This window comes from Streptomyces sp. NPDC048196, assembly GCF_040652715.1.
In the GTDB taxonomy this organism is placed as follows: Bacteria; Actinomycetota; Actinomycetes; order Streptomycetales; family Streptomycetaceae; genus Streptomyces; species Streptomyces siderophoricus.
Map to the genome: position 1 here is coordinate 47410 of NZ_JBEZMM010000032.1, position 14126 is coordinate 61535.

General features: G+C 70.0%; 11 protein-coding genes. 7 read left to right on the plus strand and 4 right to left on the minus strand.

Translation table 11 applies throughout. The features are described 5' to 3' along the window. Window positions 1-18 precede the first annotated feature (18 nt). Window positions 19-1485, minus strand: coding sequence for a sugar porter family MFS transporter (locus AB0E02_RS26735; RefSeq protein WP_362143293.1), 1467 nt, complete (start codon window positions 1483-1485; stop codon window positions 19-21). Window positions 1486-1824: 339 nt separating this feature from the next. Here AB0E02_RS26735 and AB0E02_RS26740 point away from each other — a divergent pair, with 339 nt between their 5' ends. The 4 genes from AB0E02_RS26740 (at window position 1825) to AB0E02_RS26755 (ending at window position 6487) form a co-directional block, all read left to right on the plus strand. Next, complete coding sequence (locus AB0E02_RS26740; RefSeq protein WP_362143294.1) at window positions 1825-2730, plus strand: sugar isomerase; 906 nt, start codon at window positions 1825-1827, stop codon at window positions 2728-2730. A gap of 69 nt (window positions 2731-2799) precedes the next feature. Continuing rightward, window positions 2800-3681: a class II fructose-bisphosphate aldolase gene (locus AB0E02_RS26745; protein ID WP_362143296.1), complete on the plus strand. Its 882-nt coding sequence runs from the start codon at window positions 2800-2802 to the stop codon at window positions 3679-3681. 324 nt (window positions 3682-4005) lie between these two features. Beyond that, window positions 4006-4821 carry a DeoR/GlpR family DNA-binding transcription regulator gene (locus AB0E02_RS26750; RefSeq protein ID WP_030813058.1) on the plus strand — a complete coding sequence of 272 codons (816 nt, stop codon included), beginning with the start codon at window positions 4006-4008 and terminating at the stop codon, window positions 4819-4821. Window positions 4822-6175: 1354 nt separating this feature from the next. Then, entirely contained in the window at window positions 6176-6487 is a 312-nt protein-coding gene (locus AB0E02_RS26755) for a hypothetical protein (protein ID WP_362143297.1), read from the plus strand. A gap of 226 nt (window positions 6488-6713) precedes the next feature. Here AB0E02_RS26755 and AB0E02_RS26760 read toward each other — a convergent pair whose 3' ends face one another. Continuing rightward, the gene (locus tag AB0E02_RS26760; RefSeq protein WP_037810438.1) at window positions 6714-7307 is read right to left on the minus strand and encodes a TetR/AcrR family transcriptional regulator; all 594 of its coding nucleotides are present in this window, start codon (window positions 7305-7307) and stop codon (window positions 6714-6716) included. Between the two features lie 153 nt (window positions 7308-7460). Between AB0E02_RS26760 and AB0E02_RS26765 the strand changes: the two genes are divergently transcribed. Beyond that, complete coding sequence (locus AB0E02_RS26765) at window positions 7461-9875, plus strand: FUSC family protein (RefSeq protein WP_362143340.1); 2415 nt, start codon at window positions 7461-7463, stop codon at window positions 9873-9875. Window positions 9876-10538: 663 nt separating this feature from the next. Beyond that, on the plus strand, window positions 10539-11045 hold the full coding sequence (locus AB0E02_RS26770) for a MarR family transcriptional regulator (protein ID WP_030415370.1): 507 nt from the start codon (window positions 10539-10541) through the stop codon (window positions 11043-11045). 156 nt (window positions 11046-11201) lie between these two features. Here the strand turns inward: AB0E02_RS26770 and AB0E02_RS26775 are convergent, their stop codons facing one another. Next, window positions 11202-12320, minus strand: coding sequence for an oxidoreductase (locus tag AB0E02_RS26775; protein WP_362143298.1), 1119 nt, complete (start codon window positions 12318-12320; stop codon window positions 11202-11204). Between the two features lie 657 nt (window positions 12321-12977). Between AB0E02_RS26775 and AB0E02_RS26780 the strand changes: the two genes are divergently transcribed. Beyond that, window positions 12978-13391: an SsgA family sporulation/cell division regulator gene (locus tag AB0E02_RS26780; protein WP_362143299.1), complete on the plus strand. Its 414-nt coding sequence runs from the start codon at window positions 12978-12980 to the stop codon at window positions 13389-13391. Between the two features lie 50 nt (window positions 13392-13441). Here the strand turns inward: AB0E02_RS26780 and AB0E02_RS26785 are convergent, their stop codons facing one another. After that, a complete protein-coding gene (locus AB0E02_RS26785) occupies window positions 13442-14086 on the minus strand; it encodes a TetR family transcriptional regulator C-terminal domain-containing protein (protein ID WP_362143301.1) in 645 nt (214 codons plus the stop codon). Window positions 14087-14126: the final 40 nt, after the last annotated feature.

A 14126-nucleotide genomic window follows, 5' to 3' on the forward strand; every position in this document is an offset into this window, starting at 1 on the left:
GGCAAGCGGGCTAGCGGGCTAGGAAGACGTGGTGGGCGGCACCGCTGACTTGCCGAGCGGGGTGGCGCTCACCGTTTCGGCCGGGCCGACCAGGGGCCACCGGCCGCCGTTGCGCCAGTACTCCTGGATCTCCTCCAGCTGGCGCCCCTTGGTCTCCGGCGCGGTGACGGTCGCGAAGACCAGCGCGGCGAGGGCCAGCACGCCGAGCGCCGCGAAGGTCCGCGCCGCTCCTGCCCAGGCCATCAGGGAGGGGAAGAACTGCGCGATCAGCAGGTTGGCGACCAGATCCGCGGTGAGCATCACCGAAGCCCCGGTGGACCGCAGCTGCGCCGGGAACGCCTCACTCGCGTAGACCCAGATCAGCGAGCCGAAGCCGAAGTTGAAGGCCGCGGTGAACAGCAGGATCGCCGCGAAACCGACCCACGTCATGGTGCCGTGCAGCTCTCCCGAGCCGAACACCGCCGTCAGCACGCCCAGCATCACCACCATGGTGCTGATGCCGCAGAGCAGCACCACCCGGCGGCCGAGCCGGTCGATGATGAGGATGGCGAACACGGTGGCGGCCAATGAGGCGAGCTGGACGAAGGACGGCAGCAGGAAGTTCTGTCCGTTGCCGGTGAAGCCCATTTCCTCGAAGATCTGCGGGCTGTAGTAGGTCACGGCGTTGATGCCGGTGATCTGGCAGAAGAACCCCAGTCCGACGACGAAGAGCGTCGCGCGGGCGTAGGGCTTGCGCAGGAGGGAACGCGCCGATCCGCCGCTCTCCTCGGCGAGCGCGGCGCTGACGGCCGCGACCTCCGCGCGAGGATCGACGTCCGGGTCGGTCACGGCCATCACTTCGACGGCCCGTTCCGTGCGTCCCTTGAGGACGTACCACCGCGGGGTGTCCGGCAACCGGAGCAGCGGAATCAGGACCAGCGCGGCAGGGATCGCGGAGAGACCGAGCATCCAGCGCCAGTGCCCGCCACCGGAGAGTCCCCAGTTGACGAAGTAGGTGAGGACGATCCCGGCGACCGTGGCCACTTGATAGGCGGCGACCGAGGCGCCTCGAATACGGGCCGGGGTGGATTCGGCGACGTAGAGCGGCGCGGCGACGATCGAAATACCGATGGCGACGCCGAGCAGGAACCGGACGACGTCCAGCACGACGACATTGGGCGCGGCGGCGGAGAGCGCGACGAACACCGCGTACGAGCCGGCGACGATCAGCATCGCCGCCTTCCGCCCCAACGCGTCGGCGAGCTTGCCGCCGATCAGTGCCCCCACGATGGAGCCGAACACCAAGACGCTGTTGACCAGCCCTTTTTCGGTCTCGGTGAGGTGGAAGTCCTTACTCAGGAACACCAGGGCACCGGAGATGCTGCCGGTGTCGTAGCCGTAGATGACGCCAACGATGGCGCCGGTGAGCGCGAAAAGCCTGCCGGTGCGGCCGGAAGTCCCGGCGGACGGCGGCGGAGGCGTCGCGGAAATCGTGGCAGTGGACATGGGAAGTCCTTTGTGCGGCGGGGCGGCCTTGCTGCGTGAGTGAGTGCGTCAGCGATTGCACGAGTGATTGATCATGCGAGTATTTGACTCCGTTCGCGCAACTGTCAACACCTACCTGTGACCTCAGAACCGCGAAGCACGGCAGGGAGCTCCCCTCACCTCCTGTCCGCAGCCACCCTTTCGAGGGATGGATCGCAGAGCCGGTGATGCGTACAGTCGATTGCAACAGACGAGGAAGTTGCAGTTTCGAGCAACCAGATCGCAGAGTATCCAGTCGAGGCCGGAGGGAACCGGCCGCAACGGAGCAGGACCGCTTCACGCATCACGGGAGGGTGGGCCATGAGCGAGACCTCGTACATGGAGCAGGAGCTGCACAGCCAGCCGGAGACCTGGCGGCAGGCCGCACGGATCGGAGCGGCGGCCGGCCCGCTGCCGAAGGCGGGCCAACGAGTGGCCGTCATCGGCTGTGGCACCTCATGGTTCATGGCGCAGTCGTACGCAGCGTTGCGCGAGAGCGCCGGCTTGGGCGTGACGGACCCGTTCGCCGCTTCCGAAGCCTTCCTCGGCGGCGATCGCGGCTATGACGCGGTGGTGGCGATCACCCGCTCGGGCACCACGACCGAGGTGCTGCGGATCCTCGACGCGGTCAAGGGACGCATTCCAACGGTGACGATCCTCGGTGATCCCGAGACCCCGGCGGTCGCTCTGTCCGACGAAACGGTCGAGCTTCCGTTCGCCGATGAGAAGTCGGTGGTGCAGACCCGTTTCGCGACCACGGCACTGACGCTGTTGCGCGCGCATCTGGGCGAGGACCTCTCCCGGGCTGTGACCGACGCGGAAGAGGCCCTGGCCGCAACGGTCGAAAGGGAGTGGGTGGACGCCGAGCAGTTCTCCTTCCTCGGCACGGGCTGGACGTTCGGTCTCGCCAACGAAGCGGCCCTCAAGATGCGGGAGGCCTCGCAGAGCTGGACGGAGTCCTACCCCGCGATGGAGTACCGCCACGGCCCCATCTCGATAGCCGCGCCCGGTCGGGTGACCTGGCTGTTCGGTGAGGCCCCGGAGGGGCTGGAGGCCGATGTGGTGCGGACGGGTGCGCGTTTCGTGCGCCATGCGCGCGATCCGCTGGCCGAGCTGGTCCTGGTCCAACGGGTGGCGCTGGAGCGTGCCCGGGCCCGCGGCCTGGACCCGGACAACCCGCGCAGCCTGACCCGTTCGGTGATGCTCGAGGCCCCGGCTGCCTCATAGCCCGCCGCTCCTCCGCCCCGCCCGCCCTCCCTCTCCATCACGCCTGCTCTGCAAGGGAGTTCACATCCCATGCCCCTGGTCCCCACCTCATCCCTCATCGACGCCGCACGTGAGGCGCACGTCGGCGCAGCGGCTTTCAACGTCATCCACCTGGAAACCGCCGAGGCACTCGTCACCGCGGCCGAACGCACCGGCATTCCGCTGATCCTGCAGATCAGCGAGAACTGCATCCGCTACCACGGCAGCCTGCTCCCCATCACCCGCGCCACGCTGGCCCTTGCCGAAGGCTCCAACGCCCGGATCGCGGTCCATCTCGACCACATCACCGATGCCGACCTGGTCCGCGAGGGCATCACCGCAGGGGTCGGTTCGGTCATGGTGGACGCTTCCGCACTCCCCTACGAGGAGCACGTCGCCACCACCGCCGAACTCACCTCCTGGTGCCACGACCGTGGTGCCTATGTCGAGGCGGAGCTCGGCGAGGTGGGCGGCAAGGACGGCGTACACGCACCGGGCGTGCGAACGGACCCTGACGAGGCCTTGGCATTCGTCAGCGCGACAGGCGTGGACGCCCTCGCCGTGGCCGTGGGCTCGTCCCATGCGATGCACGAGCGCACGGCCGTCCTGGACAAGGAGCTCATCGCGGCGCTCCGTGCCGCGCTGCCGGTGCCGCTGGTCCTGCACGGGTCCTCCGGCGTGCCGGACGACGAGTTGCGCCGCGCCATCGCAGCCGGAATGACGAAGATCAACATCTCCACTCATCTGGTCTCCGTCTTCACCCAGTCGATACGCGGGACGCTGGATGCGAACCCGTCGTTGGTCGACTCCCGGAAGTACGTCAAGCCGGCCCGGGAGGCCGTGGCCGAAGAGGCCGCCCGACTGCTGGGCGTGCTGGCCACTCCGGCGACGGTCCCGGAGCAGTACGCGGCCCAGGCACCGGCGCGCGGCTGAGTACCCGCTTCCATGGCTGACCTGGGGATCACGACTGAGCACAGGCTCATAGCTGAGCCCGAGCCCCGGGGCCGAGCACGGGCCTATGGCTGAGCACGGGCTCAGGGCCGGGGAAGGGCCTATGGCTGAGCTCAGGCCCAGGGCTGAGCACGGACGCATGGCTGAGCACGGACGCATGGCTGAGTGCGGGCCAGACATACAAGGAGGCGGGGCCAGACAGGGAAGAGACAGAGCAGAAGGAGGAGGAGGAGGCAAGAGAGGTGATGAACGAGGGGTGCCGACCGGGCGTCATCGCGGTCGATTGAGACGAATTAGGCTCGCGCTATGAAGCGCCATGAACGGATGAACGCACTGCTCGAGCTGCTCGGGGAGCGGGGTCGGGTGGATGTCGAGGAGGCAGCGACCGCACTGGAGGTCTCGGCCGCCACGATGCGGCGCGACATGGATGCTCTCGCCGAGCAGCAGTTGCTTACCCGCACCCGGGGCGGGGCGGTGCTCAGCTCGGTGGCGTACGACCTGCCGATCCGTTACAAGCATGCGCACCGGTCAGCGGAGAAGGAGGCGGTGGCCCAGGCCGCGGCGAAGCTGGTCGATCGTGGTGACGTCGTAGGGCTGAGCGGTGGCACCACGACCACGGCGATCGCTCGGGCGCTCGCCACACGTCCGGACTTCGCGGAGGCAGGCCCGCAGCCGCATCTGACGATCGTCACCAATTCGCTGAACATCGCCAATGAGCTGGCCGTGCGGCCGCAGATCAAGATTGTGCTCACGGGTGGGGTGGCGCACTCGCGGTCGTTCGAACTGGTCGGTCCCTTCAGCGAGTTGGTGCTCCAGCAGATCTCGATCGATATCGCGTTCATCGGCGCGAACGGCATGGATCCGGTGATGGGGGCCACGGTTCACGACGAGGCCGAGGCCCGGGTCAACCGCCTCATGGCGGAGCGCGCGCGGCGTGCGGTGGTCGTCGCGGACTCGTCGAAGATCGGCGAACGGTGCTTCGCCCGGGTCGGTGACACGGACGTCTTTGACACCTTCATCACCGACGCGAGCGCCAAGGAGGCTACCCGCCGGGAGTTCGCAGACCGAGGACTGCGGGTGGTGACGGCACGCCCACCCGCGAGTGAGCGAGTCAGCGAGTGAGGGAGTCAGCGAGTCAGCAACGCGAGCGGGGTGAGCAGGGTGACGGGGTGGGTGACGGGGGGGTGAGGGGGGTGGCTGGCTCTTGTTGGTTGGGGGCGGCCCGGGTGAGTGGTCGAGTGGTGGGTCGTCGGGTGGTGGGTCGTCGGGTGGCAGGTCCTCGGGTGACTGGGCGGCCAGGTGGGCGCCTCTCGCTCGCGGGGTGATTTACCGCCCTTGAGTGGTAGCGGGTAATTGGCGATTGCGGGGTGGGCGAGGCCCTGAGGCGCGGGAGGGGTGGGGGTGGGGCGAGGCTGGGACGCGGGAGGGCTGGGGTGGGGCGGGGGGCGGGGGGCCGGGGCCCCGGGGAGAGCGGCCCACAGGGGTAAGCCAGGTATGCGCGGCGAATGCGGTGGGACCCAGGCTGCGGGCTGAGGGCGGGGCAGGTGCGCGGAGAGCTCGGACGGTGCGGTGGAGTACTGATCGTGGCAGGACGAGCAGGTGACGTGACCGAGCCGCCTCAGCGCGGCGAGCGGTCGCAGCGTGCCTGGAGTGTCTGTGTCGGCGGGTGACCAACTGTGGCCGGCCGACGGTCAGGAACGGGAGTGGCTGCCGGGCGTCACCGGGGCCGGAACCTGGCCGACGTGGCACCTTCTGTCTGAGGTGGCGTGGCACCTTCGACCCGGGCTGCCCTGGCACCTCCACCTGACCTGAGCCTTCGACCCGAGCTGGCGTGGTGCCTCCGCCTGACCTGCGCCTTGGACCCGAGCTGGCGTAACGCCTCCGTCTGACGTGTACCTTCGGCCCGAGCTGCCCTGGCACCTCCACCTGACCTGAGCCTTCGACCCGAGCTGGCGTAACGCCTCCGCTTGACCTGCGCCTTCGGCCCGAGCTGCCGTGGTGCCTCCGCCTGACCTGCGCCTTGGACCCGAGCTGGCGTAACGCCTCCGTCTGACGTGTACCTTCGGCCCGAGCTGCCGTGGTGCCTCCGCCTGGCCTGTGCCTCCGGCCCGAGCTGCCGCGGCACCTCCGCCTGACCTGCGCCTTCGGCCCGAGCAGGCGCGGAGCCTTCGGCCCGAGCAGGCGCGGAGCCTTCGGCCCGAGCAGGCGTGGTGCCTTCGGCCCGAGCTGGCGTCGCGTGTTCGGCCTGAGCTGGCGTGGCGTGTTCGGCACGAGCTGGTGTGGTGGGAGGGCCGGCGGCAGGGGTGGGCTGGGCGGGGGCTGGTTCCGGAAAGGTCGCTCTTGTGTCGCGCTTCTGTCCCTGTGAGACCCCCCGAGGGGGTTTTCCTGGGGCTCGTGTGGACAATGGGGAATGAACGTGCGAAGCGGGTCGTGCTTCGCGGGGGATTGAATCTGAGTTTCCACCGGGGGAGATCACGTGCGGAAGATCATGTCTATAGCCCTGGCCGCGGTGGCGTGCAGCGCCTCGCTCACACTGGCCACCTCGTCGCCGGCGGCGGCCGCCGACCACTCACCGCAGTGCGTCAAGGTACGGAAGTACTTCAACAAGGGGCAGCAGCGATACGTCCGCCTGTCGAATCTGTGCACCCAGCGCGTGTCGTGCTACAAGATCGTCATTCCTCACCACAAGGACCCGAGCGGTCGCCTTCCCAAGGGGGCGACGAAGGACGTTCGGTACGGGACGACGGGGATTCCGCGCGCGCTGTATGTGAAGAACGTTTCCTGCTGAGGCTGTGAGTCGTGAGGGGTGGGCATTCAGTTTGAGCAGTGAGCAATGAGCAGCGAGTAGTGAGCTGTGGGCATTGAGGTGTGAGGGGTGGGCCGTCGGGGAATCGGCGGCCCTTCGTTCGTTGCCGCGTTGAGCCCGTTTGAATGCGTTGAGCCCGGTGAGCCCATTACGTAGGGCTTGCGTGTCGGGCTTGCTTGATTGCGGTGAGCTGCTTACGGGATGGTGGTCAGCCGCGTTCGGCGATGCCGTCAAGGACCATGGAGAGGTACTGGCGGGCGATCTCCTCGGGGCTGTGGAGGCCACCCGGGCGGTACCAGCTCGCGGCGACCCAGACGGTGTCGCGCACGAAGCGGTACGTGAGCCGGACGTCGAGGTCCGCGCGGAAGACGCCGTCGGCCACGCCTCGTTCCAGGGTTCCCAGCCACGCCTTTTCGAACTTCTGCTGGGAGTCGGCGAGATAGCCGAAGCGAGGCTGGTCGGCGAGGTGCCGGGCCTCCTTCTGATAGATGGCGACGGCGGCGCGGTGCCGGTCGATCTCCCGGAAGGACTCGGTGACCAGGGCCTCGATGGTTTCCCGGGGGCCGAGTCCGGCGGCGAGTACGGCGTCGTAGCCGTCCCAGAGCTCGGTCAGGAACGTGGACAGGATCTCGTCCAGCATCGATTCCTTGGAGTCGAAGTGGTAGTAGAGGCTGCCCGCGAGCATTCCGGCCTCGTCCGCGATGCGGCGGACGGTGGTGGCGTTGTACCCCTGGGCGGCGAACACCTCGGCCGCGGTGTTGAGCAGTTCGCGGCGGCGCTCCGGTGACGCCGGGGCGGTCATGGTCTTCTTCTTGGCGGCTGGCACCCGGCCATTGTCGCTCCCGTTGCAACTGGGCCAGAGCCGGAGGCATACCAGACCTATATTTCACAAGTAAAACACTTGGGAATTTCCTGCTAGCCTGACGGTATGGGAAAGCACGCCAGGCCTGCCGGGATGTGGACGAGAGGGCGCCGGAACCTCGGGCCGGGGAGCGTCGTGGTGCGCGTCCGGCCGTTGCCGATCAAGAGCACCGTGCGACTACGCCGTCCCGTCGACATCTGGCACAAGCCGGCGCTGAGCGCGGTCGTGGCTCTCGGGATCCCCGACCTCGCGCTGTTCGCGCTGGGCCGGCTGGATCTGGTCCTCTACACCTCGGCCGGGGCGATGTGCGCCCTGTACGCGCATGGGCTGCCCTACGCCGCTCGCGCCCGCACGCTGCCGTGGGTCGTGCTCGGCATGATCGCGAGCCTGGGCGTCGCCCTGGTCACGGCTTCGCTCGTCACCTCGACCGCTGTGCTGGTGCTCCTCGCCTCGTTGGTCGCGGCCGTGCACAAGGTGTTCTGCGACGCCACGCGCATCGGGCCGCCGGGGAACATCATCCTCACGTTCATCGCGGCGTCGGCCTTCTTCGTGCCGCAGCGCCTCGCGCAGGTGCCGCTCCATCTCGCGCTGGCGCTCGGGACCGGCGTACTGGCGTGGCTGGTGTGTATGGCGCCCGCGCTCGTACGGCCGCACGGTCCGGAGCGGATCGCCGTCGCCCGAGCGCTGGAGGCCGCGGCGGCACTGCTGCGCGCGGAAGAGATGAACGTCGTGGATGGAATGAGCGGAAGGAGCGGAAGGGGCAGAAGGGGCGGAAGGGGTGGGGTGGAGGGGGAGAGGGGCGCGGCGGAAGGTCTCAGCGGGGGCGCTGGCCATGCGGACGGGGAGGAGTCGCCGGTGTTCGCGGGGGCGGTAGACGCGGGAGCGGTACACGCTGCACCGATGCGCGCTGCACCGGTACGCGCTGAGCCGGCGCAGGCGGGCGTGGGGCACGAGGGAGTGGCGCGCGCGGGAGCGGGAGTGGTGCAGCACGCGGGAGCGGGAGAGGCGTCAGTGGCGCACGCGGGTGTGGCGCAGGCTCGGCATGGGGCCGCGGCTGCGGTCAATGCGGCCTGGCACACGTTGTTCCTGGTGCCGGCTCGTACCCCGGAGAAGGCCGCGAGCCGTGCCGCACTTGAACGACTGCTGGTGCGGGCGGAGTCGGCCCTGGGTGAAGGGTCGGCCCTGGGTGGGGAGTCAGCCCTGGGTGGGGAGTCGGCCCTGGGTGGGGAGTCAGCCCTGGGTGGGGAGTCGGCGCTGGGTGGGACGACGGTAGGGGGAGGGACGACGGCGCACGGAGGGGCCTCGGCAGGGACGACGGTAGGGGGAGGCACTGCGACGCCGGCAGGGGTGACGGCACGGGGCAGGGTGACGGCGGCGGAATGGCTGGGGCGGGTGGCCGAGGGCCAGCGGCTCGGTGGGTGGGCTCGTGCGTTGCGGAGTGGGCGGTCGATGCCGCAGGTCACGCTCTCGGCGGCGGAGGCCGAGGAATGGGCGGGGGTTGCCGCGGAGGGCACGGCCATTGTTGGTGACGAGGGGGCAGTCGGGCTGCGGCTGCCCGCGCAGGGGCCTTCGCGGGGCGTGGGTGCCGTACGTGCGGTGTTGGCGCAGCTCGCCCCGGGGTCGCCCTTGCTCCCCATAGGTGCGCGGGTCGCCGTCGGGTGTGTACTGGCGGGCTGGGCGTCCATGGGTGTCGGTGTCGGGCATCCGTATTGGGCCGTGGTCACGGCCGCCTCCATCTACCAGGCGAACACCACACTCTCCTGGCAGCGCGCCCTGCAACGCACGCTCGGCAATCTGCTCGGGCTGCTGCTGTTCACGGTGCTGCTGCCGCTGATCCACACGGGCCAGCTCGCGATGATCGGGCTGGCGCTGGCCTTCCAGCTCGGGGCAGAGGCGTGCATCACCCGCAACTACTGGCTGGGGTCGGTCTGCGTGACGCCGATGGCGCTGCTGCTGACCGAATTCGGCAATCCGCTGCCGGCGCACACGCTGATCGCGGACCGCTGGATCGACACGGTGGTGGGCGCGGCCGTGGGGGTGGCCTGCTGCATGCTGGTCCCCAATCGGCGGGCCGCGGACCGGATCGAATGCGCGCTGGAGAGGGTGGTGGCGGCGGAGGGTGCCGCGCGGGAGCTGCTCGCCCGCACGGCCGAGCCGTCGTCACGGCCGGCAGAGGGGGACGACGTACGGAAGCTCGGCCGGGCGCGTGGCCGGCTGGCCGGGGGGCTGGTCGAACTCCGTGAGGCGGTGGAGGTGGCGTCCGGCGAGTGGTGGCAGCGCGCGCTTCCGGAGGAACGGATCGCCCGCGCCGAGCAGCAGGGGCACCGTACGCTGGCCAGCCTCGTACGAGCGCTGTCGGGACCGGCTTCCGTGCCTGCGCAGGCGTCTATGGCGACGTCTGCAGCGTCCTCTGTAGCGACGTTTGCGGCGGCGTCTGCGGTGACGTCTGCGGCGACGTCCGGATCTGCTCACGCTTCGGGTGCCGCGTCTGCTTCGGCTCCGACTTAGCCTGCGACTCGCGCGTCCGCTCGGGATTCGGCTTCGGCGTCTGCGCCCGTTCTCGCTCAGACTCCGGCTTCGGCTTCGGCCGCCGCGGAGCTTCAGCGTCTGCGTCCGCTCCCGCTCAAGCTCCGGCTCCGGTTTCGGCTTCTGCTTCTGCTTCTGCTTCTGCTTCGGCTTCGGCTTCGGCTGCCGCGTCGCTTCAACGTCTGCGCCCGTTCCCGCTCAGGTTCCGGCTCCGGCTCCGGCTTCGGCTTCGGCTCCGGCTTTGGCTTCGGCTTCGGCTGCCGCGTCGCTTCAACGTCTGCGTCCGCTCGCGCTCAGGCTCCAGCTCAGGCACCGACTCCGGCTTCGGCGTCTGCTTCGGCCTTCGCGCGCTGACCATGGGAGCCACACGCGGCACCGTCCGGCATCGTCCAGCTCCTGCGCCGGCTTTGGCTCAGCTTCTGTGCTCGTACGCTGATCGTGGGAGCCACACGGCACCATCCGGCATCGTCCGGCTCCGGCCATTGCTCCGCCCGCTGCCCCTTCGCCTGTGCCTCCTCCTCCCCCAGCCGGTGCCCCTCCCCCGGTCCGTGCCCGCGGCCCGCGGCCCGTGCCCGCGGCGGGCGGCCGGTGTCGTATGAGCAGGCACAATTGAAGGCGTACGCAATGGTCGGGAGGAGAGTGCGGGTGACCGAGGACATCGTCGCAGGGGTGCTGCGCCAGTGGCAGCAGGTGCACCCCGGGCTGGACACCGGCCCGATGGCGGTGATCGGACGGCTCAACCGCTGTTCCGCGCTGCTGCAGCAGGCGGCCGATGCACCGTTGCGGCGGGCCGGGCTGACCCGTCCCGAGTTCGACATCCTCGGCACACTGCGCCGGATGGACCGCGAGCTGACGCCCGGGCGGGTGGCCCGCGAGACGTTCGCCTCCGGTGCGGCGGTGACCAAGCGGGTGCGGCAACTGGAGGAGCGGGGGCTGATCGCCCGGCGGCCCGACGACCGGGACCGCCGGGTCGCCCATCTGTCGCTGACCGACGAGGGCCGCGAGATCATCGACCGGCTGCTGCCGGAGCAGTTGCGGTACGAGGCTTCGCTGCTCGACGGCATCGGTGATCAGCGACAGCAGGAACTGTCCGCTGCACTCAGTGAGTTGCTGGTCGTACTGGAGGGGCGCCTCGGCAGCCTGATGGACTGACGAGGCGCGGAGAACACCAGAAGACGTCCACTAAACACGCTAAGACGCCCGAAGACACCCAAAGGCGCCCGTAAACCCCCGAAGACACCGCTAGACGCCACTAGACCCCCGGAGACACCTGCGCGGGTCACGACTCCAGGCGCTCCGGGGAGGTGCTCACGGCTCCAGGCGTGCGATCCGTCCGTGTTCGCCCGCGGCCCAGCAGCCGAGGTCCGGGGTGCAGTCGACGGTGTCGTACGAGCCGGTGTCGAACGGGTGCCAGGTGCGGCCGCCGTCGACGGTCAGATCGCTGCCGGACGGGCCGACCGCCAGGGCGATCCGGCGGGAGTGCGGGAGCCAGGCGACGCCCGAGCGGTACGCCTGCGGAGGGCGGGTGGCCGCCGTCCAGGTGGCGCCGGCGTCGTCGCTGACCGCGGCCGCGCGGGGCGACGGCTGGTCGGCGCGGAAGTCGCCGCCGACCGCCAGCCCGTGGGCGCGGTCGCGGAAGGACAGCGCGAAGACGCCGCGGGCCGGGTCGCCCGCGGGGATCGGGGCGTCGGTGACCGACCAGGTGCGGCCGCGGTCGGCGGAGTGCAGTACCCGGGCGGTGGCCGCGCCACCGGTCGCGATCCAGGCGTCGCGGCTGCCGGCGGAGACCAGGCACTGGCCGCTGGCGGCGAACGCGGCCTCGCCCTGTTGTGCAGGAGGCATCCCGTCCGACGGCAGTACGTGCCAACTGCGGCCGCCGTCCCCGGTGGACAGCACGCGGTATCTGCCGTCTACGGGGTCGCTGAGGGCAATGCCGTGGCGCCGGTCGAAGAAGGTGAGGCAGTCGTAGAACGCGCGGGGATCGGTGTTGCGGAAGCTTTCCGTCCAGGTGGCGCCTGCGTCGTCGGTGCGGAAGACGCGGGACGCTTCGCCCTCGCCGATCGCCAGGACGACCGCACGGCGTGCGTCGAAGGCCTCGATGTCGCGGAACTCCCACTTCGCGGCACCCGGTGGTGATACGTCGGCCCAGTGTCGGCCGCCGTCGCGGGTGCGCAGCACGGTGCCAGATGTTCCGGCCACCCAGGCGGTGCTCCGGCTGACCGCGGCCAGGCCGCGGAACCGGGCGGTGCTGCCGCTGTCCTTGAGGTGCCAGCCGGCGTGCGGGCCGGTGAGTGCCACCGCGGAGACCGGCTCGCGGGCGGCCGTCGGGCCGGGCGGGAGGGGCGGCTTGGACTGGGTGGGCGTTGCGGCGGCCGGGCCGACGGCGAGGGAGAGGAGTGCGGCTGCGCATGCCGTCACGCCAACCACCAGGGTGTGAAGGCGAGTTCGCCTTGCGCTGCCCATACCCATGCCCGTGCCCATACCCATACCCATGCCCGTGCCCGTACCAATGCCGGTGCCGGCGCCGCTACCGGTGCCCACCCCGACGCCGATTCCCATGCCAACGCCAACTCCAACGCCAACTCCGACGCCGGCTCCGGCTCCGGCTCCGGCTCCGGCTCCGACGTCAACGCCCTCGGCCATGCCCCTGTCCCCGTTTACCCTGCGCTTCGTGCGCATCGTGCGCCGCATCGGCCCCACCCCGCTCACGCCCCACCCCGCTCACGTCAGTGCGTGGAAGCTAGCCGAGCTCGTTGGTCACGTCCAGACCGTCTGGCGGGCGGTGAAGGGCCAATTCGCTGATATATACGGAGACATGGCGACAGACTCTGATGCGTCATCAGATGGCACAGCCAGCTGGCGCCGCCTGCCTCACCCCTCCCCCCCACCGGCCTTCCCCACCGATCTCCCCCGTGACGCAGCTCACGCGTAATCCCGCGGCGAACGGCGCACCCGGGCCCGCCGCCCGCTCGTCCTAATGGGCGGGGGCCGCATCCGCACTCCTCTGCGACCGCAGGTCGCGGAGTCAGCGATGCGCGGTTCCGCAGACCCGCACCATCGTCACCACCGTTAGGGAGCCGCGCGATGTCCAGCGTCATCGACCATGCCGTTCAGGCCCGTCTCATCGCGACCGCTCCCCGGTCGCGGGTGATTCCGGCGAGCCTGCGGTACGACCGCACCGACCCGTTCGCGGTGCGCCTGGTCTTTCCGCCGGCGGCCTCGCTGGACGGGGCCGAGGTGGTGTGGACGTTCGGCCGGGAGCTGTTGGAGGAGGGGTTGTACGGGCCGGCCGGGGCCGGTGACGTACAGATCTGGCCCTGTACGCCCGAGGAGATCATGGTCGAGTTGCGCACCGACGGCGGGATGGCGGTCGTGGAGTTCGTGGCGCAGGAGCTGCGGGAGTTCCTGGAGCTGTCGTACGGGGTCGTCGCGCAGGGCGACGAAGGCCGGCATCTGGACGTCGAGGCGGATCTCGCCGCCCTGTTGCGCCAGGCGTAGGCCCCGCACCACCCGCAGGCGGCCACCACCCGCCTCCCGCCCCCTCGACCTCACCCGTCCTCGAAGAGGTTCTCCAGATGGCGGTCCAGGAGGCGGAGGGCGGTTTCCGGCTGATGGACATCCAGCAGGACGTAGGTGGCGAGGCCATCGACCAGGCTGATCAGCAGCATGGCCTCCTCCTCGGTGGCGCGCTCGGGGACCAAATCGCCGCGTTCCACAGCACGTTGGAGCTGGCTGACGAAGAAGTCGCGGAGCTGCGGGATGCCCTGCTGGGCCTCCGCGCGCAGTGCGGGGTCGTGGACGGCGCGCACGTAGTAGGCGGCGCCGACCAGCAGGCCGGTGCGGCTCTTCTCGTCCAGCGGCAGCATCCCGGAGAGGCAGGCGCGCAGGACCTCCCGGGGTGTCGGCTCGCCCGCGAGTGCCTCGATGCGCTCGCGGATGCGATCGGCGGCCAGTTGGTTGATCCGCCGGAGGGCGAAGAGCAGCATCTCGTCCTTGGTACGGAAGTAGTGCTGCAGCCGGCCGAGCGAGATGCCGGCCTCGGCGGCGACATCACGCAGGCTGGCGCCGTCGAGGCCACGAGTGACGGCGATCCGCCAGAGCGCGGCGGAGATCTCCTGCCGTCTGGCTTCGTGGTCCACCTTCTTGGGCACGGCGGAGAACTTCCTTTCCCGCTTGTTGTCCTTCTTCTTCAACCGCCACTTGTCCGGCTTGTTGTCCCTCTTCTTGAACCGC